At 55.6% G+C, this 26,437-nt stretch carries 21 protein-coding genes; 12 read left to right on the top strand and 9 right to left on the bottom strand.

All coding sequences use genetic code 11. The annotated features are described in order from the left end of the window. Positions 1 to 11 precede the first annotated feature (11 nt). From CEK60_RS21135 to mtnK, 4 genes are all read right to left on the bottom strand, one after another. Entirely contained in the window at positions 12 to 1,568 is a 1,557-nt protein-coding gene (locus tag CEK60_RS21135) for a class I adenylate-forming enzyme family protein (protein WP_089040688.1), read from the bottom strand. Continuing rightward, positions 1,565 to 3,244, bottom strand: a complete 1,680-nt coding sequence (locus CEK60_RS21130) for a GMC family oxidoreductase (protein ID WP_089040687.1) — start codon at positions 3,242 to 3,244, stop codon at positions 1,565 to 1,567. Before CEK60_RS21130 ends, CEK60_RS21135 begins: the two co-directional genes overlap by 4 nt. After that, positions 3,234 to 4,724 carry a flavin-containing monooxygenase gene (locus CEK60_RS21125; RefSeq protein ID WP_089041012.1) on the bottom strand — a complete coding sequence of 497 codons (1,491 nt, stop codon included), beginning with the start codon at positions 4,722 to 4,724 and terminating at the stop codon, positions 3,234 to 3,236. Before CEK60_RS21125 ends, CEK60_RS21130 begins: the two co-directional genes overlap by 11 nt. 588 nt (positions 4,725 to 5,312) lie before the next feature. After that, positions 5,313 to 6,578, bottom strand: a complete 1,266-nt coding sequence (gene mtnK / locus CEK60_RS21120) for an S-methyl-5-thioribose kinase (protein ID WP_232471425.1) — start codon at positions 6,576 to 6,578, stop codon at positions 5,313 to 5,315. Between the two features lie 128 nt (positions 6,579 to 6,706). Here mtnK and CEK60_RS21115 point away from each other — a divergent pair, with 128 nt between their 5' ends. After that, complete coding sequence (locus CEK60_RS21115; RefSeq protein WP_089040686.1) at positions 6,707 to 6,991, top strand: YrhK family protein; 285 nt, start codon at positions 6,707 to 6,709, stop codon at positions 6,989 to 6,991. 12 nt (positions 6,992 to 7,003) lie between these two features. Here the strand turns inward: CEK60_RS21115 and CEK60_RS21110 are convergent, their stop codons facing one another. Then, positions 7,004 to 7,756, bottom strand: a complete 753-nt coding sequence (locus CEK60_RS21110; protein ID WP_089040685.1) for a DeoR/GlpR family DNA-binding transcription regulator — start codon at positions 7,754 to 7,756, stop codon at positions 7,004 to 7,006. Positions 7,757 to 7,904: 148 nt separating this feature from the next. On the opposite strand from CEK60_RS21110, the gene CEK60_RS21105 reads away from it, so the two are divergent. Genes CEK60_RS21105 through CEK60_RS21085 form a run of 5 tightly spaced genes read left to right on the top strand, consistent with a single transcriptional unit; the run spans position 7,905 to position 13,170 of the window. Further along, entirely contained in the window at positions 7,905 to 8,885 is a 981-nt protein-coding gene (locus CEK60_RS21105) for an ABC transporter substrate-binding protein (RefSeq protein WP_089040684.1), read from the top strand. Positions 8,886 to 8,887: 2 nt separating this feature from the next. Beyond that, entirely contained in the window at positions 8,888 to 10,588 is a 1,701-nt protein-coding gene (locus CEK60_RS21100) for an ABC transporter permease (RefSeq protein ID WP_089040683.1), read from the top strand. After that, positions 10,576 to 11,634 (top strand): ABC transporter ATP-binding protein, encoded by a 1,059-nt coding sequence (locus CEK60_RS21095; protein ID WP_089040682.1) that lies wholly within the window; start codon positions 10,576 to 10,578, stop codon positions 11,632 to 11,634. Before CEK60_RS21100 ends, CEK60_RS21095 begins: the two co-directional genes overlap by 13 nt. Next, positions 11,631 to 12,713 (top strand): MBL fold metallo-hydrolase, encoded by a 1,083-nt coding sequence (locus tag CEK60_RS21090; RefSeq protein ID WP_089040681.1) that lies wholly within the window; start codon positions 11,631 to 11,633, stop codon positions 12,711 to 12,713. The genes CEK60_RS21095 and CEK60_RS21090 overlap by 4 nt, the downstream gene beginning before the upstream one ends. 10 nt (positions 12,714 to 12,723) lie before the next feature. Beyond that, positions 12,724 to 13,170: a phosphatase domain-containing protein gene (locus tag CEK60_RS21085; RefSeq protein ID WP_089040680.1), complete on the top strand. Its 447-nt coding sequence runs from the start codon at positions 12,724 to 12,726 to the stop codon at positions 13,168 to 13,170. Here the strand turns inward: CEK60_RS21085 and CEK60_RS21080 are convergent. The 3 genes from CEK60_RS21080 to CEK60_RS21070 all read right to left on the bottom strand — a co-directional run bounded on the left by CEK60_RS21080 (position 13,167) and on the right by CEK60_RS21070 (position 16,133). Then, positions 13,167 to 14,330 (bottom strand): MFS transporter, encoded by a 1,164-nt coding sequence (locus CEK60_RS21080; protein ID WP_089040679.1) that lies wholly within the window; start codon positions 14,328 to 14,330, stop codon positions 13,167 to 13,169. The two genes, CEK60_RS21085 and CEK60_RS21080, sit on opposite strands and share 4 nt — an antisense overlap. Then, entirely contained in the window at positions 14,321 to 15,325 is a 1,005-nt protein-coding gene (locus CEK60_RS21075; RefSeq protein WP_089040678.1) for a GlxA family transcriptional regulator, read from the bottom strand. Before CEK60_RS21075 ends, CEK60_RS21080 begins: the two co-directional genes overlap by 10 nt. A gap of 118 nt (positions 15,326 to 15,443) precedes the next feature. After that, complete coding sequence (locus CEK60_RS21070; RefSeq protein ID WP_089040677.1) at positions 15,444 to 16,133, bottom strand: GntR family transcriptional regulator; 690 nt, start codon at positions 16,131 to 16,133, stop codon at positions 15,444 to 15,446. 156 nt (positions 16,134 to 16,289) lie between these two features. Between CEK60_RS21070 and dctP the strand changes: the two genes are divergently transcribed. The 5 genes from dctP to CEK60_RS21045 all read left to right on the top strand — a co-directional run bounded on the left by dctP (position 16,290) and on the right by CEK60_RS21045 (position 22,173). After that, complete coding sequence (gene dctP, locus CEK60_RS21065) at positions 16,290 to 17,288, top strand: TRAP transporter substrate-binding protein DctP (RefSeq protein WP_089040676.1); 999 nt, start codon at positions 16,290 to 16,292, stop codon at positions 17,286 to 17,288. 100 nt (positions 17,289 to 17,388) lie between these two features. After that, the gene (locus CEK60_RS21060) at positions 17,389 to 17,910 is read left to right on the top strand and encodes a TRAP transporter small permease subunit (protein WP_089040675.1); all 522 of its coding nucleotides are present in this window, start codon (positions 17,389 to 17,391) and stop codon (positions 17,908 to 17,910) included. Between the two features lie 2 nt (positions 17,911 to 17,912). Next, a complete protein-coding gene (locus tag CEK60_RS21055) occupies positions 17,913 to 19,259 on the top strand; it encodes a TRAP transporter large permease (RefSeq protein ID WP_089040674.1) in 1,347 nt (448 codons plus the stop codon). An 11-nt stretch (positions 19,260 to 19,270) separates the two neighbouring features. Beyond that, positions 19,271 to 20,638, top strand: coding sequence for a malonyl-CoA decarboxylase (locus CEK60_RS21050; protein WP_089040673.1), 1,368 nt, complete (start codon positions 19,271 to 19,273; stop codon positions 20,636 to 20,638). Next, the gene (locus CEK60_RS21045) at positions 20,635 to 22,173 is read left to right on the top strand and encodes a malonate--CoA ligase (RefSeq protein ID WP_089040672.1); all 1,539 of its coding nucleotides are present in this window, start codon (positions 20,635 to 20,637) and stop codon (positions 22,171 to 22,173) included. The genes CEK60_RS21050 and CEK60_RS21045 overlap by 4 nt, the downstream gene beginning before the upstream one ends. 87 nt (positions 22,174 to 22,260) lie before the next feature. On the opposite strand, the gene CEK60_RS21040 is transcribed toward CEK60_RS21045, so the two are convergent. Continuing rightward, on the bottom strand, positions 22,261 to 23,856 hold the full coding sequence (locus tag CEK60_RS21040; RefSeq protein WP_089040671.1) for a solute:sodium symporter family transporter: 1,596 nt from the start codon (positions 23,854 to 23,856) through the stop codon (positions 22,261 to 22,263). Between the two features lie 544 nt (positions 23,857 to 24,400). Between CEK60_RS21040 and CEK60_RS21035 the strand changes: the two genes are divergently transcribed. Beyond that, positions 24,401 to 26,428 (top strand): methyl-accepting chemotaxis protein, encoded by a 2,028-nt coding sequence (locus tag CEK60_RS21035; RefSeq protein ID WP_089040670.1) that lies wholly within the window; start codon positions 24,401 to 24,403, stop codon positions 26,426 to 26,428. Positions 26,429 to 26,437: the final 9 nt, after the last annotated feature.

Raw genomic sequence — 26,437 nt, 5'->3', positions numbered from 1 at the left:
TTTCGGCAGGCTCATTTCGATTCAGCTTCGAGCGTTTTCAGATGCCGCGCACGCAGCTCATGCTTGAGTACCTTGTTCATTGGCGACAGCGGTAATTCCTCGACGATAGAGATCGAGCGTGGACATTTGTATCCCGCAATTCTCTCCCTCGCGTGCGCCTGAAGATGCTCCAAGGCTGGCGCTTTTTCGCCTACCGGGACAATAACGGCGTGCACCGCCTCACCCCATTTTTCATCCGGCACGCCGATAACGGCGACCTGGGCGACATCCGGATGGGTGGATAATGCGCTTTCCACTTCGACGGAGTAGACGTTTTCGCCACCGGTGATAATCATGTCCTTGATGCGGTCTTTCAGGTAAAGCACGCCCATCTCATCCACATAGCCCAAATCCCCTGTTCGCAGCCCACCATTGCGGATCGCCTGCGCTGTGGCTTGCGGATTATTTTGATAGCGCGCCATGATGGCGGGGCTGTAGATGACGATTTCGCCTGCGTCGCCCCGAGGTAGTTCACAACCCGACTCATCTTCGATCTGGATACGCACCGCGGGCGAACCGGGTTGGCCTGCGGCGTGGATTCTGGCCAGGTCGCCGACGTGGAACTGGGTGCCGAGAAAAGCACAGATTCCCGCCTCCGTCATGCCATAGCCCTGTGTAAAGCCAGCATTGGGAAAATTCGCAAGTAGCTGCGCCATTAACCCCTGAGTGATCGGTGAGGCACCATAGAGAATACGCTTTACACCAGAAAAGTCCCCTGGGTCGAAAGCCTCGTCCGAAATCAGCATTTGCATCATCGTTGGCGCGAGCCCCAATTCATCAACGCCGAAGTTGTTGACCGCGGTAATGATCAGGTCGGGTTGAAATTTCGGAACGAGGAAACTGGTCGACCGCTGTGCCAAGCGCGCGAACGCCGGTACGACGCCAGCAATATGGAAGAATGGAAAGCCGCTTAGATAGGCTCTCGCAGCACCAGGGAAATCAGCCTGAACACTGATTTCAGCCGCCGCCATCAATGTTTTATGGGTATGGATCACACCTTTGGACCTGCCGGTCGTACCACCGGTATAGAGGATAAGCACCTCCTTGTCCGGATCGCGATCAAGCTCCAGCACCACCGGCTCGCCGGTGACCTCGGCCAGCGGCCTGATACCTTCGGGCTCCTCGCCCGGCCCCATAAGGATGATTTCCTGAACGACGTCGGTCTTGGCTTGTATCGCCTCAGCCAATGGCAGGAACGGCGCTTCGACTGCCAACACTGCGCAGTTCGCATCCTCAATCGCGTAGACCAGCTCGTCCGGTGACCAGCGCAGGTTCAGCGGTACGGCAACCAACCCGGCCAAACCGCTGGCGCAAAGAGTCTGAAAGGTCTCGACCGAGTTGAGCCCCAATATCGCGACACCCGCGCCCTGATGCACATTTAGCGACTTCAGGCCATTGGCGGTCCTGCGGGTCAACTGGGCGAATTCTGGGCCAGACAGGCTACGCCCACTGAGATCGAGAAAGGCCGGGCGACCGGAGTCGGCGCGTTCGGCGAAATCGAAAAGCTGGTCAAGCGTGCTTGGCTTCATGGTGTATTCCCCATGTTGGACGCCTCGGCCCTCCCCCGGCCGCTGGCTGTGCTCGTTGGTAAAATCCCCGCATCCTCGAAGATCATATCGGCGGCTTTCTCTGCAATCATGATGGTGGCCGCATTGGTGTTGGCGCTGATCAGTCGTGGCATGATCGACGCATCGACCACGCGCAGCCCCTGCACCCCATTCACACGGAGACGGGGATCCACAACGGCACCCACATCGCTGCCCATCCGGCAGGTACCGACCGGGTGATACACCGTATCGGCCTTGTTGTGGATGATATCTAGCAGTTCAGCATCGCTTCTAACGTGACCCGTGGTGAAGTTTTTGCTGATCCTGTTGGCAATCGGAGGTGTCTCCATAATCGCCATCACCTTTTTCACGCTTTTCAGCAGCAGTGCGGCATCACGTTCATCGGAAAGAAATTGCGGGTCGATCAGCGGCGAGTCCATTGGATCAGGGGATCCCAGGCGCACCGAGCCCCGGCTATGGGGTCGCAAAATGCAGGCATGGCAGGAAACACCATAGCCTGGCCTGATCTGGCGTCCATGATCTTCGATGCGAGCGATAGCGAAATGCAACTGCGTATCAGGCCAATCATCACCCTCCTCGCCGACAGTGAAAAATGCTCCACCTTCGGCGAAATTACTGGTAAGCATGCCCAGTCCGTCGCGCTTCCATTGAAATATGGACTTGATCAGTCGCAGTCCGCCAGCAATGCCGACGCCAAACACATCGGTGGTATTGACCCGGTAAGCAAGCACCATGTCGATATGGTCCTGCAGGTTCTTCCCCACTTCTGGCGCATGATAGACAACCTCGACCCCGTGCTCGGAAAGGTCCTCAGACGGGCCGATCCCGGAGAGCATAAGCAGTTGCGGCGTCTGGAAAGTGCCGGCGGACAGAATCACTTCTTTGCGCGCAAAGATCGTCTCTTGCGTCTTACCGCGCTGGTAAAGCACGCCTGTCGCGCGTTTGTCCTCTATCAGAACCTTCTTGGTGAAGGCGTTTGTGATGACCGTCAGGTTCGGTCGGTGCATTACCGGATGCAGATAGGCGGCCGCGGCTGAGCAGCGCTCGCCGCGCTTGGAATTGTGGAATTGGTTGACCTGATAGGTGCCGATCCCATTCTGGCGCTCCCCGTTGAAGTCATCGTTCCGAGGTAGGTTATTGGCCTCTCCGGCACGGACCCATTCCTCTGTGATTTGGCGTGGTGAAACGGGATCGCTGACATGGAGCGGCCCATCGCCACCATGGTAGGCATCCGCCCCGCGTACATTGTTCTCAGAACGTCGGAAATAGGGCAGTACTTCGTCATAGGACCAGCCATTACAGCCCATTTCCGCCCAGCCATCGTAGTCGCGACGGTTTCCGCGGGTATAGACCATCGCGTTAATCGCTGACGACCCCCCTAGCCCTTTGCCACGCGGCTGATAGCCCCTGCGCCCATTCAATCCAGGTTGCGGGATGGTTTCGAATATCCGATTATTTTTGCTTAGCGGGATGCTTGCCATCTGCGTTACCACCCCAGTAGGCAACCTCACCATAAGGGCCTTACCATCGCCTCCAGCTTCCAGAAGGCAGACACTGACATTGGGGTTATGTGAAAGGCGCGCGGCCAAAGCAGCGCCTGCCGAGCCTCCACCAACGATCACATAGTCAAACTGCATGGGCCACCTCTGATGCCTCGAACAGTCGCATCGTTAGTTCATCGGTGTTCACGGACGCCATGGATTTGACGAAATTGTCCCAAGGATAGGGAAACACGGCGGGAACGCCGTCGGCATCCAGGTACCAGCTCTGGCAACCAGCCACCCAGACAGAGCCTTCGAGACCATCTTTGATGTAATTGGTGAATGACTGCACTGCTTCAGGCGTTGGCTCAATCTCATCCGCTTGTTTATCGCGCCAGAGATTAATCAACTTCAGCACATATTCGACTTGCTCCTCGGCGATACTGATAACCGAGTTATTGCCAACGGGTGAACCAGGGCCCAGCATCAAGAAATAGTTGGGGAAATGCTCCATCAAAACAGCTCGGCTGGTGCGGTATCGGCCTGCCCTCCAGCTATCTTCAATGGTATGCCCAGCGCGTCCGACAACTTCCATCGGGCGCATGTAGTTGAAGTTGTAAAACCCGGTGGAGAACACCAGCACGTCCAACTCGTGGAGCTTTCCATCCTCGGTTCGCACACCTCTAGGTTCGATCCGCGTGATGCCGTCAGTAATCAGATGCGCATTGGGCTTCTGGATCGCGGGATAGAAGGTAGTATTCACCACCAGTCGCTTGCATCCAACACCGTAGTCCGGCGTCAACTTCTGTCGCAGGCTCTTGTTCCGCACTGCGAAGCGCAGATGTGATTTCACCAGGGCCCTCATTAGCGCACCTTGTACAGGCGCTCCGACGGTGGCCTTGATAATGAACTGCTCAATAAAGGTTTTGTAGCACCACTTCCAGAACCGCATGCGCTCAGGCTTTTTCCGCCAGCGGTTGCGCAGCCACTCCGGGAACTTCACGTTCGGGAACGGAAACACCCACTGCGGCGTGCGCTGGAAAACGCTGACATCGCGACCTGCATTGACCAGCTCGGGAACCACCTGATGCGACGTTGATCCAGTTCCGATCACGCCAATACGCTTGCCAGTCAGATCGACATCATGATTCCAACGGGCGGTGTGCCAGCTGGCGCCTTCAAAATCCTCCAATCCATCGATTTCAGGATACCTAGGATGATGCAGTAGCCCCGTAGCCGCTATCACAAAGTCGACAACGAATATTGCGCCCTTATCCGTTTTGACGGTCCATTTTCCCAGATCATCGTAAACGCAGGAGGTCACGATCTCATTGAAGCGGACGGCTCCCGTCACCCCGTATTTCCAACCAACGTACTCCATATAATCCTGCAGTTCTTCGCCCACTGCGCACTGATGCTTCCAGGGAATGGGTTCGAAGGAGTAGCAGTAATGATGTGATGGAATATCGCAGGCGACACCAGGATAAGTATTGTCGCGCCATGTACCGCCGACGCGGTCGGACTTTTCGATGATGGTGATGTCGGTGATGCCAGACTCGCGGAGCCGGATTGCCGATAGCATGCCCGTTGCTCCTGCCCCAATAATGAGCACCGAAGGGTTTCTTTTATTGTTCATATAAGCGTTCCTCTCCACGCTTTTGTTCTTAATATAAGCGCTCCTCTCCACGCTCAGCTTTCCGTGACAATAACCCTGCTGACAGGGCCTATGCGGCCATGGATAATCTCCGTCCTAATATGTCGGATAGATCAACCATATTTTGAACACATATGTCTATCTACAGACTATTATGTCCCCTTTTGAACGTCAACGGTTTTAGCGGTCTAAATTCAAGATAAAGCCGTTAAGCAGATTACTGCTGAGGTGAACAAGGTGAGTGTGCTGTTTGAGCGCAGGGAAACGTCGGGCGATATCGCCGGGAAGTTTGATCGCCTGGATCAGCTTTGATTAGTGAATAGTAAATCGTAAGTAGTGAATCGTGGGAGATAGCGCCGCCCGCGGGTGCCTCATACGCTCGTCCCTCGCGAGATTCGTTGCACCGCGCTACGGGGCTTAACAATAGTTGAGTTGGGCTCATTATGTAGCGCGGCGTAAGCGTCAGCGCACCCGCGAAGCAACGCGCCAGCGTTGCCGAGGTTGGCACCGAGGCGGGATCAGCCACAGTGCCATTATCGAGAAGTCCATTATATCGAGAGGGGTAAGCGTTTATAACACCTCTTGCTGGTTATACGTCTTGGCAAGCTCCGCCAGCGCGGCAAAATCACAGTAAGCCTCCGGCTCCATAATCAGCGCTTGGCCCATCAGCACATTGCGTGCTTCAAGCTTAGCGCGCAGCGCGGTGTCTTCGATCTCTTCAAAGTCAGCGTTATGGGCCAGCGATAAAACTCGACGGTGCATTTCAATGCCGCAATAAGCCAGTGCATCAAGGCGAATCTCTTCAAGCAGCGCATCGCAGGCGTCGTCAGCGCTGTTTCCCTGCGCTTCAAATAGCGCCTTGGGGAACAGAATGCCGGTGCGTTCGGTTTGCCATAGATGGCGGAACTCAGCGTCAAAGCGGGTAAAGCACGCTTCAATCACGTCAAGAATCCACGCTTGGTAGGCATCAAGCTCATCGGCTTGGCGGTGGGCGGGCTGGCTGAAATAGGCCATCAGGAAGTTGGCAACGGCCATGCCTAGATCAAAGGCCATTGGGCCATACTGGGAAAACTCGGGATCAATCACCCGCACATCCGACTCAGTGGCCATAATTGACCCAGAGTGCAAATCACCGTGCAACATGGTTTCCGTGTTCGCAGTGAACTTCATCAACAACCGCTGTACCTTAGCTTTTAAGCGCGCATTACGGCGCAGTTCATCCACTATCGGCGAAAGCTCCGGTGTATGGCGGTTCATTTCGGCGCCATAATAGGGGTCGGTAAACACTAGGGATTCGGTAATCGCAGGAATCGCCACGTTGCCTGAAAACAGCCCCACGTCGGCTTTCTTCTCAGGGCTGCTTAAGGAGAGTTCCGAGCCACGAAACGCCATGCGCGCACAGAATTCACCGATGGTTTCGCCAAGCTGAGCAACCCGCTCACCGCTGATCAGTTTGCGACGCAGAATCGTGTGCGGGTAAAGGTACTCCATGACAATCAGCGCTTGGGGCTTGTCGAAATAGAACACCTCAGGGGCGATGCCCGGCGCACGCTGGGCTTGGCGTACCAGGGCGTAATACTCAAAGTGGGCGCGATAAAGTGGCAGCGGCCAGCTCTCACCGACCATACGCACATAGGGTAGCGCTTGTTTTACCACCACGCTTCCCGCACTCCCCGATACAATGAACACCAAGTTGAGATTGCCATCCCCTACTTCGCGAATCTGCCACTGCTCAGGGTTGGCGCCGACTCGGCTTGCCACTGCCTCGACACTCCCCAACCGCTGGGCCAGAGTATCTACCTCTAACGCTTGATAGGCCTGTTCGTGTGCCACCATTTTATTCCTCACGAAAAATGCGTTTTTATTTGTCACACTGGGGAATGGTTGTCAAACACCTTCATACGCAAGCGTAGCGAAACTGTCATAACACGATTAGCACAGCAACCGACGACAAGGAGAGCACGATGCAACGTCAGCAAGACCCATCAACAAACGATTGGACATTTACTATTGGTCATCGCGAGCTAATCGTTCACCGTCGTTATGAAGTACTAAGCATAATGAACGACTTCATGATTGGCATTTGGTTTACTATCGGCAGCATCTGCTTTTTTTACAGCGGCACGATACTGACCGTCGGCGTATGGCTATTTGTGCTTGGTAGCGTACAGCTCTTGATACGTCCAGCGATTCGTTTACACCGCTACGTCTATTTCAAGCAGTTACCTGATACTGATCACGATGCTTAAGATGTCTCATCGTTAGCTTAAAAATCGCACTCCTCTCGCGGCCAGAGGGCTGCGCAACCTATCCGGTAGCGGGCTATCAGTAATCACCGCATGATAGTCAGCAAGCTGGCCAGCGGCACAGCGCAGCGGTAGGTCGAATTTGGTTTTATCCAGCACCAGAATGCGATAGGCGGCATGGGATAGCAGCGCTTCGCGAGCCATAACTTCGTCATCATTGTAGTCATATAAATGGCCATCACTGTCCATGCCGCCCACTGAGACAATGCCGACATCCACCCGGTAGCGTTGAAAGAAGCGCCAGGCATCGCCGCCAATCACATCTTGATCACGCCGCCGTACCCGCCCACCCGCTACCACCAGCTCGCACTCCATGGTGCACAGTTTGATGAGTGCGTGCAGGTTATTGGTCATAATCTGCAGACCTTGCTTATCGCGTAAGGCGTCAGCCAGTTGCTCTACCGTAGTGCCCGTACCTAAAAATAGCGATTGGTGATGCTGAACCAGCGAAGCGGCCTGGCGGGCAATCTGACGCTTACCCGCTTGATTAACGATTTGGCGCTGATCGTAGCCAATATTCTCCTGATCGGGAAATGGCAACACTTCTCCGTGGCGACGCAATACCAGCCCTTGCTCAGCCAAGACACGAACATCCCCACGCAGTGTTTGTATCGACACATCAAACTGGCCAGCTAGCGACTCCAGGGGCTGGCGACCTTGCTGGCGCACCTGTGCCAACACGGCACGGCGGCGCTCGTTTAAGCCCATTATTTTCTTCACGTTGGCGACCACCTTAGTAACGAAAGCCTTTTTTTGACAGGCGAAAGCCTAGCGCCATCAAACGAAAGCGTAGTGTCACGATGTTGTAAGGCGATGACAGTAGTGTGATCAGTGTTCACCTACTGGAGGTTTTACGATGTTGAAGCGCTCACTGTGCACTGCCGTTACGCTTGCAAGCTTTGCTCTATCGTCGTCACTGCTGGCTGATGACAAATTGGTGCTCTATACCAGCCAACCGAATAGCGATGCCCAACAAACCGTGGATGCTTTTCAGGCCGCCTATCCTGATATTGAGGTGGAGTGGGTACGCGATGGCACCACTCGCCTGATGACTCGCCTACGCTCAGAGCTTTCCGCGGGTGTCAGCAACCCAGACGTACTATTAATTGCTGACAGCATGACCATGACCTCACTCAAGCAGGAGGGCCATTTGCAGGCTTACCTCAGCCCAGAGCGGGAGGCTTATGATGAGGCGCTATACGATCCGGAAGGCTACTTCTACGGCACCAAACTGATCACCACAGGGATTGTGTATAACACCGCTGCCGAGCATCAGCCGCAGCGTTGGCAAGATCTGACGGGGCCTGACTATGAAGGCCTGGTAACAATGCCAAGCCCGCTCTATTCCGGCGCAGCGCTGATTCATATGGCCGCGCTGAGCGACAACCCCGACCTTGGAATGGGCTACTACGAGGCGCTGCAAGCTAATCGTGCAGAAGCTCAGGGCGGGAATGGCGGCGTGTTCAATGCCGTTGCCTCAGGCACGAAGCCCTACGGCATCGTGGTGGATTTTCTGCCGATTCGCGAGGCCGCCAAGGGCTCGCCGGTTGAGTTTGTCTTCCCCGCAGAGGGCGTTAGTGCGGTCACCGAGCCCGTCGCAATTATGCAGGGTGCTAACAACCCGGACGCCGCGCAGAAATTTGTCGATTTCGTGCTTTCCCAACAAGGCCAAGAACTCGTCAGCCAGCAAGGCTACCTACCTGCCCACCCGGCTGTTGCAGCGCCTGAAGGCTTTCCCGCTCGTGATGCTATCCAGCTAATGCCGATCAATATTGAGCAAGCACTGGAGCAGGAAGAGACGTTGAAGCAGCGCTTTAGCGACCTGTTTGGCGGCTAACCATGACACCGTCGCTTAACGTTGGCAGCCAGCACCGCTGGCTGCTCAGCCTAATCACACTCACGGTGGTGCTATTAAGCCTAGCGCCTAGCCTGCGGCTACTGGCTGAGGCACTTAGTGACCTTGGCCAGGGCAGCGAATCACCGCTATGGAAGGTGCTTAACGCAGCGAGTACTTGGCGAGCGCTGTGGCACAGTGTGTATACCTCGGGTCTTGGCATGTTGATTGCGCTGGTGCTGGGTAGCCTATTCGCCTTCGTGATTACGCTGACCGACATCCGTGGCAAAGCGTGGCTTGTGTTCTGCTTTATGCTGCCGATGATGATTCCCCCTCAGGTGACGGCGCTGAGCTGGCTACAGCTGTTCGGCCCCGCCAGCCCGTTGCTGAAAAGCATTGGTATGGCGCCGCCGCTGGGCAGCCCCCAGCCGCTCTACTCAGCGGAAGGCATTGCGCTGTTGCTGGGAATTCAAAGCGCACCGCTGGTCTTTTTAGCGCTGCGCACCTCACTGATCTCACTCCCCCGCGAGCTTATCGAAGCAGCCCGCATCAGCGGCGCGCGCCAGACCCAAGTCTGGGGGCAGATTATTTTGCCAGTCACTCGACACGGTTTAATCGCCGGGGCGGCGATGGCGTTTATTTCTAGCCTGGGCAACTTCGGCATTCCTGCCATGCTGGGGATTCCAGCGGGCTACTACGTGTTACCGACGCTGATCTACCAGCGTATGGCTAGCTTTGGTACTGGCGTGTTGGCGGAAATGGCAGCGCTATCGTTATTGATTGGTGTGCTGGCACTGGCAGGCGTTGCCTTACAGCAGTACTGGATGAATCGCAGCCGCTTTGGCTTAGGCGGCCATAGCGGTCGCTCTCATGACTTTACCCTGGGCCGCTTTGGGCCAGCGGTGACGACCGTACTCGTCGGCGTTTTATTGGTGATTCTCGTCGCACCACTCGCGGCGCTGGTGGTCAGCTCATTGGTGCCCGCCATGGGCGTTCCCCTCAGCTTCGATAGCGTGACATTAAACGCCTATCACGAAGTGATTGGCCGCCAAGGCGCCACCTGGCGCGCTGTGCGCAACAGCCTATGGCTAGCAGGCGGTGCCGCGCTGGTGCTTATGCTGTGCAGTCTGCCGCTAGCGTATCGCCTGCAGCGGCTGCCACCTCGCCTTCAGCAGTTGACGCTCAGCGCTATTGAACTGCCCTACGCACTGCCTGGTGTAGTGCTGGCGATCGCCTGCATTTTGCTGTTCGTACGCCCTCTGCCGCTGATCAACGTTGCGCTCTACGGCACGCTCGGGCTGATCTTTGTGGCCTATCTGGCGCGTTTCTTAGTGGTATGCCTCAAACCCGTTAGCGCCAGCCTGGCCCAGCTTGATCCCTCCTTGGAAGAAGCCGCACAGCTGGCGGGGGCAGGCCCGTGGCGGCGGCTAACCACGATCGTACTGCCGCTGATTGCGCCATCGCTATTTGCCGGGGGGCTGTTGGTCTTCCTGTTGGCGGTGAACGAGCTGACGGTATCGGCACTGCTTTGGAGCGCCGGCAACGAAACGCTGGGCGTGTTGATTTTTAACCTTGATGAGGGCGGTGAGAGCGTGCTGGCATCGGCGGTATCGGTACTGGTGGTCCTCATGGTCGCCACGCTGATGCTGTCGCTCAGCCTGCTCGCCCCTCGTTTACCCAAAGGAGTCGTGCCATGGCAGGGCTAGCAATTCAACAGGTCACCAAACAGTTTGGCGACCATCGCGCGGTCAATGACCTCTCGCTAGAGATTGCACCAGGGGAATTTGTGGCACTGCTGGGCCCCAGCGGCTGCGGTAAAACCACCATGCTACGTATGCTGGCGGGGTTCGAAAATGTCACTGGCGGCGAAATACGCCTGAACGATACGCTGCTAGCCAGCCGCCATCACCATGTACCACCAGAGCAGCGCAACATGGCGATGGTGTTTCAGTCATACGCGCTCTGGCCGCATATGAACGTGGCCGACAACGTCGGTTACCCACTCAAACTGCGCCGCATTCAGGGCAGTGAATATCAACGCCGAGTTGCTCATGCACTGGCTCAGGTAGCCTTGGAACCCTATGCACAGCGTTCGCCACAGGAGCTAAGCGGTGGTCAGCGCCAACGGGTCGCGCTAGCCCGCTGTCTAGTGACCGACCCTGCGGTTGTACTGCTGGATGAGCCGCTGGCCAATCTAGACCGTAATCTGCGTGCCTCCATGGAACACAGCTTTGTGGATTTCCACCGCCGTACCCGCGCGACGATGGTGTACGTCACTCACGATCAAAGTGAAGCCATGGCGATGGCGGACCGCATTGCCGTAATGCGCGATGGGGAGCTAGTACAGTGGGCAACGCCCGAAACGCTTTATCGCCAACCGCGCAGCGAATGGGTGGCCAGCTTTATCGGTCAAGGTAGCCAGTTGGCCATTGCCAACGGCGCGCCAGGGCAGCGGCTAACGGAAAGTGCCCTGATGCAAGGGCTGGCTGCGGCACACAGCTCCCGCTCCCAAGCTGCACGTCAACCCGTCCTGGTTCGCCCCGAACATATTCGCGTAGACGCCCAAGCTCCCAATGAACATGACCTCACCGGGCGCGTCGAGCGGCTGACCTTTCGTGGTGAACGCTACGAGTTACACCTGCGTCTGCCCAGCGGCGAAGCCTTGCTGGCTTACCATCACCACGCGCTTGAAGAGGGCCAACAAGTCGCTCTGCGGCTATTGGAAGGCTGGTGTCTGGAGCCTGACCAATGAGCACTCGTATTCATCTATTAAGCGGGCTGGGGGGTAAAGGCCCAGCCGCTATCGTGGTCGAAACCAACGGCAAGCGGCTGCTGCTGGACGCAGGGGGTGCGCTGCACCCTGGGGAGCCTATCACCTGGGCAGATGGCTTGGACGTAGACGCTATTCTGATTAGCCACGACCATATTGACCATATCGGTGGCGTTGCCGAACTGCCCGATACTATCCCGCTCTACTGCACGCCCTTAGTCGCCAACACATTGCCTAAACACCGCGCTTGGCAGCCTTTGCCAGCACGCGGAAGCCTTATGGTCGAAGGTATCAAGGTGACCACCGGCCAAGCAGGGCACTCGCTAGGCGGCGTTTGGCTGCACTTGGACGTGGATGGCGGCATTTTCTACAGCGGCGATGCCTGTTTTGAATCCCGCTTGTTTCCTTTCGATACACCGCCACCTGCACGCACGGCGCTGCTGGACGCTTCCTATGGCAACTATGACCAACCCCAGGAAAGCTGCGTGCAGGCTATTCGTCTGCAGCTTGACCAGCCGTTAGTATTACCGGTGCCTGAAACAGGGCGCGCCCTGGAAATGGCCCTGTGGCTGTCGGAAGAGGCCGACCGTCGTCAGCTCCCTTTCGCCATTGACCCAATTATTCGCGATAACCTCGCCGCATTGCTAGCACTGCCAAGCGACTTACGCCGCCCAGGTCTCGACAGTGCGATTAGCGCACTGTTAGAACGGCGGAATGCTTCGCAGCCAGCGCTGCAGTTGGTCAGTGATCGCAATGATACGCCCGACCAATGGCCCAATTACCAGCTACTGCACACCGGTTACCTAACACCTGAACGCCAAGTTCAACTCGCCGCAGGCGAGATAAGCTGGCAGCGCTGGAATGTGCATCTGCGCGCCTCCCACCTAGTAGCGCTTGCCGATCAGCTTGCTGCCGCTCAGGTAGTGCCGCTATTTACCCCGCTGACTGGCAACTGTTTAAGCGAATGGCGTCAACGTCTGGGACAGCGGCTACGCATCCATCACACCTTAGAGCTTCAACCGCATACGGCCACGCGCCCTACCGCTCATTTAACCGTTTAGGAAATTAATAATGTCCGCAGTGATTGTTGATGTTGACGGCACGCTTGCCGAATTCCACCCCACCGACGTACACGAGTGGGTTCTTGGCCCCGCCAAGCAGTGGGATCCTTTTTTTGCCCATATGGCTGAAGCGCCGGTGATCGACGCGGTGGCCAAACTGGTTAAGATCCTGAAGGCCCAAGGCCAGCAGATCGTGATTTGCAGCGGCCGTCCGGATAGCCACCGTGAGCATACCCAGCGCTGGTTAGAGCGCCACACCATTCCCTTTGATGCGATGTACCTGCGCCCGCAAGGCGATGACCATGTAGATGATGAAGAGGTGAAAGCCGCGCTACTCAATCAAATGCGTAGCGACGGCTTTGCGCCTTGGCTGGTGCTGGATGACCGTGACGCGGTCGTCGCCCAATGGCGCGCACTCGGACTTACTTGCCTGCAGTGCGCACCGGGAGATTTTTAAGCGCTTGCCAGCCGGATTCGGTGCTGCCACACCAGCACCACCAAGGGCACCAGCGCGACGGGGATTAATAGTAGGTTAAGCATCGCCCAGCCCAAGCCGCTAACCAAAGGCCCAGCGAACAAGGCGGTCACCGCCGCGGTGCCAAACACTAGAAACTCGTTGGCGGCCTGGGTGCGCGCTTTATCCACCGGGCGGTAGCTCTCAGTGAGCAGTCCGGTGGCGGGTAGGAAGGTAAAGTTCCAGCCCAAGCCCAACAAAATCAGCGCTACGTTGAAACCGACTAAACCGATTCCCCACTGAGCAACCAAAGCACTGGCTACCAGCAGCAGGCAACCTGCCACAATGACTTGTTTGGCGCCGAAGCGGGTGGCCAAATGGCCAGTAAAGAAGGAAGGCAAGAACATCGCTACCACGTGCCACTGAATGGTCATTGAAACGTGGTTAAAGTGGTGGCCGGCCCCCTCCATGGCGAGCGGTGTGGCGGTCATCGCCAGATTCATCACACCGTAGCCGACCATCGCCGCGCTCACCGCGACAATAAATCCGGGCTGGCGAAGTATCTTCCCTAGCGGCAGTGCGCTGCCTTCGCAGTGGGTGCGAGAAGCGGGCGGTAACCGTGTCAGCATCAATACCGCTAATGCCAGCGCATAGAGCACAGCTAAACCCACGAAACTGCCCAGAAACGGCACCTCGCCCAGCTCACGGCTCACTCTGGCCAACCACGGTCCTGCAAACGCCGCCAGCACACCACCGCCCATCACCAGACCAATCGCCCGGTCACGCATCAATGCCGGAGCGGCCTCTACTGCGGCAAAGCGATACAGTTGACCAAAGCCAATGCCGATACCAATCAGCCAGGTGGCCAGTAAGAACAGTCCAAAGTGCTCACCCATCAGCGCCTGTACGGCAACCAGTGCGCCTACGAATCCCACTATATTGCCCAGCATAAAGCCACGCTTTCGCCCCAGCCTGGCCATGATTAGTGAGGCCGGAATAGTCGCGCACATCAGCCCCAGCCACTGGGTAGCAACAGGCGCTGTCGACCATGACGCGCTAGGGGCCAAGGACGCCCCTATCAGCGGTGATACGGCGATCAACAAAACATTGCCAGTGACCAGCAGCGCCTGGCAGAGCGATAATAGAGTGACGGTTAAAGGCATGAGAGGTTCTCCTGTGTGGCGCCAGCATGGGAAGAGGCAAAGCGTTGACGATAGACCGAGGGCGATACGCCGTAGTAGCGCTGAAACTGGCGGCGCAACTGCTCTGCGCCGCCCAGCCGCCAGCGTTGCGCTAGGCGCTCAAGGGAGAGCTGCTCGCGCTCATTGAGCAGCGCCAGGCGCGCTTGTTCAAGGCGTAGTTGGGTCAGGTAAGTACCCGGCGTAGTATTCAGATAACGCCTGAACAGCCGGGTTAAATGACGCGGGGAGACCGCCATTAGGTCGGCCATACTCTCAAGCCCGTGATCTACGCTGGGGTCGGCGTGGAGTTGATCCAGCAGGCGGCGCAGCGGCCCCGCCTCTTGCTGGTGGCGCAGTATCTCGCTGAACTGTGACTGCCCGCCTGGGCGCTGCAAAAACACCACTAACTCGCGCGCCACTCGTCCGGCTAGGTCAGCACCGTGGTCCGCCTCTACCAGCGACAGCGCCAAATCAATTCCTGCCGTTACACCGGCGCTGGTGTAGCGGCCGTTGCTTTCGATATACAGTGCATCAGGCTCAACGCTTAGCGCGGGATACTCTTCGGCCAATTGAACTGCATGGCGCCAGTGGGTGGTGACGCGGCAACCATCCAGCAGCCCTGCAGCGGCTAGTAAAAATGCCCCAGAGCAGATAGATCCAAACCGTCTCACCTCAGGGGCGACCTCACAAAGCACCTGTCTCACAGCGGCTATGTCACGCTGCTGCATCACGCCACTGCCGCCCGCCACCAACAGCGTATCCAGGGGCAGTAAATGCTTAAGCTGGTGGTAGCTGTGCGCCGCATGCACGGCTAAGCCGCTGTTGGTGGCTACTGGGCCAACGGCATCGGAGACCAGCGTCAACTGATAGAGCGGTTGAGGGCTTAACGCATTGGCGCTGGCAAACACCTGCCAAGGGCCACTGACATCCAGCAGTTGGCAGTCAGGGTAAGCAAATAGGACAACATGGCGAGTCACAGTCTCTCTCCGCTAACGGGATATAGAAGCATGAGAGAGTGTCAGCGCTACGCCCGATGTCGGCAAGGACCATTACCCCACCGATTCGGACATCTTTATCAAAAACGATATATTAGGCTCAGCCCGTTCTCTCTATCTCTAATGGAGACTCCATCCTGCGTACGCTGGAAACGAAATCGCTAAAGCGCTCGCCCTGAATCAATACATGGTCGCTCAGTGCTTGCTGAGCAGCCACTGAGTCGCCCCGCTCAATAGCCTCGACGATGGCTTGATGCTCGCTGAGAGAGCTATTTACCCGTTGACGCACCTGCAGCTGTAGCCGCCGGTAAGGCTTTAAGCGCTGCTTCAATTGACGCGCTTCGCTGGCCAAAAAGGCGTTGTGGCTAGCGGTGTAGATACAGTCATGAAACCCTTCGTTTTCGTAGTAATACTCGTCGCTGTCACCAGCCAGCGCTGCTGCTTCGCAGCGCTGATGCGCTTCGCGTAACGCGGCCAGTTCGGCTTCGGTAATCCGCCGTGCCGCCAAGCGGCCGCACATACCCTCTAACTCCGCCATCACCTCGAACATCTCGATCAGTTGATCAATTCCCACTTTCGCAACGAAGGTGCCCTTCTTCGGCGAAACGGTTACCAAGCCGCTGGCGACCAGCTGCTGAAAGGCTTCGCGCACCGGGGTACGCGAGACCTGAAACTCTCGCCCTAAGGCTTCTGGATCCAGGCGCTCTCCCGGTAAACGACGGCCATTGATGATGTCATCTTCAAGAGAATCTCTTAATCGCTGAGCGTTAGAAAGCTTAGTGCCCGTCATGTTTCACCTCCTTGGATCACGACTCATGTTAGCCATTTTAATGCTGTCATATAGTTGACATTAGCATACGTAGCGCCTATTGATATATATATCAGGTCAACTGATAGATATATATAGCCAATCCAAACACACAACAACAACTGTTGGAGACGCCACATGCAACGCTATTTGATCTCAACTGCTGCCGCCCTTGGTCTCGCCATTGCGGCTTCTTCCCATGCCTCTGCCGATACCGTGCTACGCGCGTCGCACCAATTCCCTGGAGGGCAAGGGGATGTCCGAGACGAAATGGTGCAAATGATGGCCCGCCATGTCGCCGAGGCAGATGTTGGCCTGACGATAGAGGTCTACCCGGGTCAATCGCTGTTTAAAGCGCGTGAACAGTGGGGCGCTATCGCTCGTGGTCGCCTCGATATCACCTCGCTGCCGCTGGATTATGCCAGCGGACGGCATCCGGAGTTCTCTGCCACGCTGATGCCTGGCTTAGTGCGCAACCAAGCACACGCTCAGCGTTTGAATGACTCCGAATATATGGAGATGATCAAAGCGGTGATTCTAGATGGCGGTGCTCGAGTACTCTCGGATGCGTGGCTATCGGGCGGTTTTGCCTCTAGCGAACAGTGCGTTACCTCCCCGGATACCGTCGAGGGCCAAAATTTCCGCGCTGCCGGACCTGCGTTTGAACAAATGCTTGAGGCCGCTGGCGCCTCTATTGCCTCCATGCCCTCTTCTGAGGTGTATACCGCCATGCAAACCGGCGTGTTGGATGCCGCCAACACCTCGTCGATGTCGTTTATCTCTTTCCGGCTTTATGAACAGGTTGAATGCTTGACCGAACCGGGTGACTTCGCGCTCTGGTACATGTACGAACCGATTCTTATTTCCGAGCAGGTATGGCAAGGGCTTAATGAAGAGCAGCAGGCGGCGCTGATGGAAGCCGGAGAAGCCGCAGAGGCCTTCTTCGCTGAAGAGGCCGCCGCCATTGATCAGGAGATGGTCGACCTTTACGAGGAGAATGGCGTCGAGGTGGTCAGTATGAGCGAAGAGGACTACAACGCCTGGCTCGATATCGCCAAGGAAACTTCCTACAAAAACTTTGCCGACAATGTGCCCAATGGCCAAGCCATTATCGATGCAGCGCTGGCCGTCGAATAAGCAACCCACGAACGCCTAATGGCTCGGCTGCCCTTCGGGGTGGCCGTTTTCAACGGATGCTTGCTTAGCTTGGCGAAATAACCAGCTTGACGAGGGAAATATGGCACCTGCAACGACTCACAATGCCCTTGCTCGCGGGGGCATCATTGGCGGCTACATTCGCGTCATGGATAAGCTCTCGCGGCTTTCCGCCTATTTAGCCTGCGCCATGTTTATCGCTGGCGTATTAGTGATTTGCCAGATGGTGTTTATTCGCTACTTACTCGGAATGAGCACCAGTTGGCAGACCGAATTCACCATTTTCTCAGTAACCGCGGCGATGCTGATGGGCAGCCCTTATGTACTGATGACCGGCGGCCACGTCGCGATCACGATTGTGCCCGATGCGCTGGGCGGTATTACCCGCACCATCATGCGTTTGATCGCTTCCCTGTTTGGATTAGGTTTCTGTGCCGCCCTGGCGTATGCCAGCTGGGTGTATGTTTTTGAGGCACTCCACGGCGGGTGGACGACGGGCTCCGTCTGGAATCCACCGCTGTGGCCCGCCCTGTTGCCCATGGCCATCGGCGCCACCCTGCTGTCGTTGCAGTATGTGGCTGAAATTCTGCGTGGGGAGAGTTAAGCATGGATCCCATTACCTTAGGCATTATTGTCGCCATCGCACTGATTGGGCTAATGGCCATTGGCACCCCTATCGCTTTCGCCCTCGGCGGTGTATCGCTGCTAGCGCTGATCTACGACCGCGGCCTTGCCGAGCTCACCTACTTCGGTGAAACCTTTTTTGACCGAATCGCCGAATTTGGTTTTGTCGCCATTCCGATGTTTATTCTGATGGGCGCCGCGGTAGCCTCCTCCCCCACCGGACGCGATCTGTATCGCTCGCTGGATCTATGGATGGGCAAGCTGCCCGGCGGCTTGGCGGTTTCCAATATCGGCGCCTGCTCAATCTTTGCTGCGCTCTCGGGATCATCACCGGCCACCTGTGCGGCGATTGGTAAAATGGGTATTCCCGAAATGCGCATGCGTGGCTACCCGGATGGCGTCGCGGCGGGCTGTATTGCCGCAGGCGGCACCCTGGGCATTCTGATTCCGCCGTCGGTCACCATGATTATCTACGGTATCTCCACCGAAACTTCGATTGGTCGACTATTTATTGCCGGGGTGGTGCCAGGCTTTATGCTCGCGGGCCTGTTTATGATCTGGACGATGATCGCCTGCAAGCTGGCCGGTGGCTATAACAATTCCATGAACAATCCCATGGCGGAGTCCGTCGAACGGCTAAAGCAGAACGTTAAGCAGAATGTTGATACCAACCTGAAAGCGCTCGTGCGTGTTCTGCCTTTCCTGGGCGTGGTCGCGGGTATCCTATTTGCCTTGTATGGCGGTGTGGCAACACCTTCAGAGGCGGCGGGCGTGGGTGCATTTCTGTGTTTGGCGCTGGCTATTCTGATCTACCGCATGTGGCAGCTGGGCCCAATCAAGCTGATTATGCGCGACTCACTGCGCGAAAGCGTGATGATCATGCTGGTGATCGCCACCGCCGAAGTGTTCGCCTACGCGCTCTCCTCCATGTTTATCACCCAAACCGTCGCCGCTGCGATTGCTGATCTGGAGATCAACCGCTGGGCGCTGATGGGGGTGATTAACCTCTTCCTGCTAGTGGCCGGTTTCTTCCTGCCGCCTGTGGCCGTGATCGTCATGACCGCGCCGATTCTGTTACCCATCATCCTGGCGGCTAATTTCGACCCCTACTGGTTTGCGGTGATTTTGACCATCAACCTGGAGATCGGCCTGATCACACCGCCAGTGGGTCTCAACCTGTTCATTATTAAAGGTATCGCGCCGGATATTTCGCTACGCGACATTCTGATGGGAAGCTTGCCCTACGCGCTATGTATGGTGCTGGGTATCTTGCTGCTGTGTCTCTTCCCAGGCATCGCGCTTTGGCTACCTAACTTGATCATGGGTTAAGGAGTTCGACCATGAACATGCTGTTTTTACAGGAGCTGTTCAACAACATCACCCAGCGTGATGCGCTGTTGCGGCGCCGCCATCCCGAGACCTTAACGCCCGACCATGGGCAGTTGGTTCATGCCTGTCAGAAATTGTTGGAAAGCGATGGCGAAGCTTCCAGCATCGCGCTGGCAAGCCGCGCCTTGGCGATTTATCAGCGCCTTTCGGCAGCTGAAAAAAGCAGCTTCTTTGCTTGCCTAACGACTGACTTTGCGGCCGAGCCCGGCCCCATTGACGCGGCCTATATAGCGTATCAAGACGCTCGCGACAACCAATCGCTACAGCGTTTGTTCGAAGCCTGCGAGCCCCGTCGCCAAGAGCTTTTCCGGCGCCTAAATCTCGCCAGCGACGGCACCTATGAGCTGGTTAAAATGCGTGAAGACCTGCTGGGGTTGCTACGCGAACAGCCGGAATTAGCGGCTATCGACAACGATTTCGCACACCTGTTCGGCTCCTGGTTTAACCGTGGCTTTTTGATGCTCAAGCGCATTGACTGGAACACCCCCGCCTCAATTCTAGAGAAGATCATCCGCTACGAAGCGGTACACGAGATTCAGGATTGGGACGACCTGCGCCGTCGGCTGGATGCCCGTGACCGTCGCTGTTTCGCCTTTTTCCACCCGGCGATTGGCGATGAGCCGCTAATCTTTGTAGAAGTGGCCCTCCACAAGGGCCTGCCAAGCCGTATTCAGCCCATTCTCTCTGGCGAAAGCAGCTATAGCAAAAAAGGTATCGATGACCCCGAGGATGCTGACACGGCGGCGTTCTTTGGCATTAGCAACTGTCAGAACGGGCTGCGCGGGATCTCCTTCGGTAACTTTTTGATCAAACAGGTGGTGCAAGAGCTCTCCCAGGAGCTGCCGCAGCTTAAATACTTCGTCACCCTCTCGCCGGTGCCTGGCTTCGCTCAGTGGCTTCAGGAGCAGCGGGACGATGAGCAACTTCCCTCGTCGCTGCGTCAATCACTCAAAGGGCTTGAAACCCCAGGATGGCATCAGGACCAAGCCCTTGAAGAGCAGCTGAAAGCCGCGATTCGCCCACTGGCCGCCCGTTATCTGGCCGAAGAGAAAAACCGCCACGGCTTGCCACTCAATCCGGTGGCCCGCTTTCACCTCGGCAATGGCGCCGAACTGCACCGCATTAACTGGCTGGGCGATACCTCCGAGAAGGGCTTTAAACAAGCCGCAGGACTGATGGTTAACTATCTGTATGTGCTGAACGATATCGAGCGCAATCACGAAAACTATACCGCCAAGGCGACCGTTGCTTGCTCAAATGAGGTGCGTGATCTCGCCAAACGCGCCCGCAAGCTGGCCAAGGGAGAGACCACCAAATGAGCCACAATCTATTTGAAACCTTTGCTGCCAAAATGCGCGAGCGCGCAGAGGCCGATTTTATCACCACCCGCGACGGCCGCCGCTATCGCTACGCCGATGCGCTAACCATCAGTGCGCAGCTTGCGGGTGCACTCACCGAGCTAGGCGTTAAGCAAGGTGACCGCGTCGCGGTACAGGTGGATAAAAGTCCTGAGGCGATACTGCTTTACTTGGCCTGCCTGCGCATCGGCGGCGTCTATTTACCCCTCAATACGGGCTATACCGGCGATGAAATTCGCTACTTTTTAAATGACGCCGAGCCAGCGCTATTTGTTTGTCGACCGACACTAGAAGAGCAAGCGCGGTTGCTTGCTGCTGAAACCGGCTGCCCTGCGGTGGCAACCCTAGGCAGCGCTGCCGATGGCAGCCTGATGGAAGCCGCCCAAGCGGCAACGCCAAGGCAAGACATAGTGACGATTGGTCAGCGTGACTTGGCTGCTATTCTCTATACATCGGGCACCACCGGGCGCTCAAAAGGCGCCATGCTAACGCACACAAACCTCGCCTCTAACGCCGAGACCCTGGCCAAAGCATGGCACTTCAGCGCTGATGATCGGCTGATCCATGCGCTGCCAATCTTCCACACCCACGGCTTATTCGTCGCTTGCAACGTCACCTTGATAGCGGGCGCCAGCATGCTATTCCTGCCCAAGTTCGATGCGGATGTGATTTTTGATGAGCTGCCCCATGGCAGTGTGATGATGGGCGTTCCCACCTTCTATACCCGGCTAGTTCAGGACGAACGACTAACCCCAGAAGCGACTGCCCATATGCGGCTGTTCGTTTCCGGCTCTGCGCCACTCACCGCCGAGACCCACGAGGCATTTGAAGCCAAAACAGGCCATGCGATTCTTGAACGCTACGGCATGACCGAAACCAATATGAATCTCTCCAACCCCTATGAAGGCGCCCGCCGAGCAGGCACCGTGGGCATGCCGCTACCCGGTGTGGAGATGCGTATTACCAATCGCGAAACCGGCGATGAGGTGCCTTTGGGCGAGATTGGCATGCTGCAGATTCGCGGCCCGAATGTGTTTATCGGCTACTGGCGAATGCCCGAAAAAACCCGTGAAGAGCTATTAGACGATGGCTTTTTCATTACCGGCGATCTCGCCATGGTCGACGAGCAGGGCTATGTGCATATTGTTGGCCGTGACAAGGATCTGGTGATTTCCGGCGGCTACAACGTCTACCCCAAAGAGGTGGAGCAGGTGATCGATGAGCTTGAGCAAGTCGCAGAATCCGCAGTCATCGGTCTACCGCATCCTGACTTTGGCGAAGGCGTTACCGCAGTGGTCGTTCGCCAGCAAGGTGCCGATCTTGGAGAAAACCAGCTTGAAGAGGAGCAAGTAATCTCCCATTTAGATGGACGGCTCGCTAAGTATAAGCAGCCCAAGCGGGTCTTCTTTGTCGATGAACTGCCGCGCAATACGATGGGGAAGGTGCAAAAAAACGAGCTGCGGAAGCGCTTTGGAGATACCTACCGAGCGACTTAGCTCTATAACCGCCTTACAAACACTGACGCCCCGCATAGGCGGGGCGTCAGTGACAATCTCTACGTTGTGTTAGCGGTGGTCAGGTGGTCAGCCGGCAAACGAGGCGTACATAATCACCACTAAAACCACAAGCACAATGCCGGTTGGCACAGCGCCCTTCCAGGGAGTGAGATCGACATCGCCCGAATCTTCTTGCACCCAGGCGGTAGCGCGGGGACGCAGCTTACCAATGATCAGCATCACGGCAACCAACAGCACGAACACAGCGGCGACAAAGTGGAACTCATGCATCACCATCGGCAGCTTGTTAAACGGCGGAACAAAGTAGCCTGCTGCGATCAGCAAACAGCCCCCTACCAACGCTACTTTAGCCGCCATGGGAGGCACGCGTTTGGTCAGAAGCCCCACCAGAACAACCGCTAAAATCGGGATAAAGTAAATCGCGTTCATCTTCTGCAGGTAGCCAAATAGACTATCCTGGCCTGCCAACAGCGGCGCAATAATCATGGTCGTTACGGCCATAATCCAGCCAAATACCTTGCCTGATTTCACGACCTCTTCTTCAGTGGCATCTTTTTTCAGCACACCTTTATAGATACCCAGGCTGAAAATCGTGGTGGTGCTGTTTAGCGCCGAGTTAAACGAGGAGAGAATCGCTCCAACCATCACCGCAGCAAAGAAACCTGTTAGGTACGGCGGCAACACGTTAAACACCAAGTGGCCATACGCTTCGTCCGCGCGAACGCCTTGGTCGGCGTAAAGGTGGTAAGCAATGATCCCCGGCAGCACCAGATAGAGCGGGCCTAACAGTTTAAAGAAGCCGGTCAGCAACACGCCTTTTTGGCCTTCTGCGAGGTTTTTAGCCGCAAAGGTGCGCTGAATAATTTGCTGGTTCGTCGTCCAGTAAAACAGGTGTAGCAACAGGACGCCGGTAAAAATAGTCGAGAACGGCACCTGCTGGTCAGGGCCACCTACCGAGTTAAATTTACTCGGATCGCTCTCTTTCAGAATGCTCCAGCCTTCCATGATGCCACTGCCATTGCTCACTGCCTGAAGGCCGAAATAAACGATGACAAAGCCACCGATCAATAGACCGACGCCATTCAAGGTATCTGAGACCGCTACCGTACGCAGGCCACCAAACAGCGCATAGACCGCGCCGATGATGCCAACCGTCCAGACAGTGGCCCACAGCAGCGCCGTACTCGACTGAATGCCGGTAAGCCCTTGAAGATCAAGCATGCCCTGTAAACCAATAGCCCCTGAATAGAGAATGATAGGCAACAGCACAACGGCGTAAGCAATCAAGAAAATCACATTGGCAATCAGTTGAGTACCGTTATCAAAACGTATTGCTAACAGCTGTGGAAGCGTTGCAATTCCACTTTTAAGAAAGCGCGGTAGGAAAAACAGCGCCAGTGCTACCAAAGCGATCACCGCAATCACTTCCCAGGCCATAACACTCAGACCATCGGTAAACGCGGAACCGTTTAGCCCAACCATCTGCTCAGTTGAGAGATTGGTCATCAGCAGTGAGGCGGCTATTAGTGGAAAGGTTAGTGTCCTTCCGGCTAAGAAATAGCCACTCGTACTTCGGTGATCATCTCTACGCGTAATGCGCCACGTAACAAAGGCCACCAGGCCGGTAAAAAAGAGAAACGATGCCAGCGTTAGGGCATGCATGGGAAAGTCCTTGGGAGTAGTCGCTTATCGGCAGGCGACGCAGTGAATGTAGGTAAAATTACCAATATTCACGGGCATTCTAAGGAGATGAAACGATTCAACTATTATTCTTTAGTAGCAATAAAAAGAAAATAAGACGGTTTTTTACTACCTAAGTGTTTTTTACAAGTTGCTACGGTGGTTGGTCACGACGGAAAGAGAGGCTAAATCACAAGATCTAAGCCACACGAGCCAAGTCACAAGCGCTAGGTCACAAGTGCTAGGTCACAAGCGCTAAGTCACACGGAAGCCGCACAGTCCATGTCACAATGATGTTACTTTAGCGACCACTCATCACGCTTGATTTCATCGCAAAGTGCATCACCTTTGTCACAGCATTTACCTGTCGAGTGACGTAGCGTTAATGAGAAAACTGGACAGCCTTCATAAAAGCCGCTGAAATCGTCATATGATAGGCTTCTTGTAACGTTATTTAACGCTAAGCAATCAGTGTTAGCACTTCCTACTTACTAGCGTCACCAGTTAACTCGGAGCAGAAGCGATAATGACAGCGCGTTGGAAATCCTTGCCATTACGGTTACGACTGTTTATCTCATTTGGAACGGTATTGGCACTGGCTATGCTGCTAGCGCTCTACCTGCAGGCCCGTTCACATAGCCAGGCGCGCTTGGAAAACTTGCTAAACGAAGAGCTGCCTAGTCAGGTAGAGGGCCTTGCCACCCGGCTAACGCTTAGGTTGAGTCCAGCGCTAGCGTTGTCAGAAAGCCTAGCCGACAGCTATTTCATTGAGCAGTGGGTGCGCAACGGAATGCCAGACACCGACCAGCCGGACGTCATGCGCTATTTGTCACGTTTGATGGAACAGCTCGACACCGAATTGTTGTTTATCGCGGCTCAATATCAAGGGCGCGGCTACTACTTCCAGTACCGCGATGGAGAGTTTCTAGAGCGGACGCTACAAGCGCCCGGCGGCGATGATGACTGGTACTATCAGTTTACCGATAGCGATACTGCTTATAATCTAAACCTAGACAGTGATACTTTTTCACCAGAAGAAGCGTTTGTCTTTTTAAATTTCCGTAGTCGTGAACAGGCACTCAATGGCCGCCCTCTTATTGTTGCTGGTGCGGGGCTGGATCTTTCTCGATTGGCGCAGCTAATTGAAGACTTTCGACTTGGCGAAACCGGCCGCGCCGCGTTACTCAATGCGGAAGGTGAGTTACTTATTCGCAGTGACGAGACGTCACTGGCAGCGCTTCAAAGCCAGGAATCAGCCAGCTTACTGCAAGATGAAAAAGAACTTCGTGTGCACGAAATCCAACGTGATAACCACACCTTTTTAGTCTCCACCCGCTGGTTACCCGAGCTGCAGCGCTACTTGATGGTTGAAGTTTCTAAAGAGGAGTATTTAAGCTCCATCAGAGAACGTTTTTTTGCATCGACGGGCTTCGGGCTTGTGATCCTCTTAGGTGGGTTGATTATTTTATACCCACTTACCGGCAGCTTGATCCGCCCCTTAACTCGCCTGCAACGCCAGCTTAAAGAGATTACCAACAGTCTCGATTTATCCCGCCGCGTAGACACCGATGATCAGGCTGAAATTGGCGATTTAGCGAATCAGACTAACGAGCTGCTAGCACGCTTATCTCGAACCATTATGGCGGTTTCCAACAACGCACTGGCACTCACTCAAGTGGCCGATCGCTTAGCGCAAACGGCGGGACTATCGGGTATTCAAGGCGGGGACATTAGTCATGAAGCGAACCAGACGATGGCCGCCGCTGTAGAAGAAATGGCCTCGTCAGTGGCTGAGATAACCTCGACCATGGAGGAGCTTTCAACCTCATCTACACAAATCGCTGATCATTCGCAATCTGTGGTAGAAGTAGCCAATCAAACGCTTGAACGCAGCCGTAAGGGCAGCACAGCGATGCAACTGCTGCAGTCAAAAATGCAGGATATTCGCAGCGACAGCGAACAGAGCTTGACAGAAATCATGGCACTGGGCGCTAAGTCTAAACAAATCAGCAAGGTCATGGAGCTGATCAACACCCTTGCTGCGCAAACTAAACTGATTGCCTTTAATGCCGCCCTAGAGGCATCAAGTGCGGGCGAGTCAGGTCGCCGTTTCTCCGTTGTTGCAAACGAAATACGTCGCTTGGCAGATAGTGTTACTGACTCAACCCAAGAGATAGAAGGCCACACCGAAGAAATTCAAAATGCCATAAATCGTTTAGTTGTCGCCTCTGAAAAGGGAGCGTCTTCAATAGAGAAAGGCGTTGAGGTCAGTATTAATACCGCTCAAGACCTGGATGCACTACTCAAAGCGGCGAGCCAAACCAGTAGCGCAGCGCAGCAAATATCCCTGTCAACCCAACAGCAGAAAACTGCTAGCAATCAGGTGGTTATTGCTTTGCGCGATATTGATACAGCCAGCTCACGTAATGCACAGTCAGTACGCAGCATTACCGAGATCAGCCAAGATATGATCAACATGTCGGCAGAGTTAAATGCGCTGGTGCAGGAATTTACCTTGGCTCAACAGGATGCAAACCACCAACGCCCTTCGTGAGGACGCTGC

It is taken from the genome of Halomonas sp. N3-2A (assembly GCF_002216165.1).
Taxonomy (GTDB): domain Bacteria; phylum Pseudomonadota; class Gammaproteobacteria; order Pseudomonadales; family Halomonadaceae; genus Vreelandella.
This window is presented reverse-complemented; position numbering and strand designations above follow the sequence as displayed.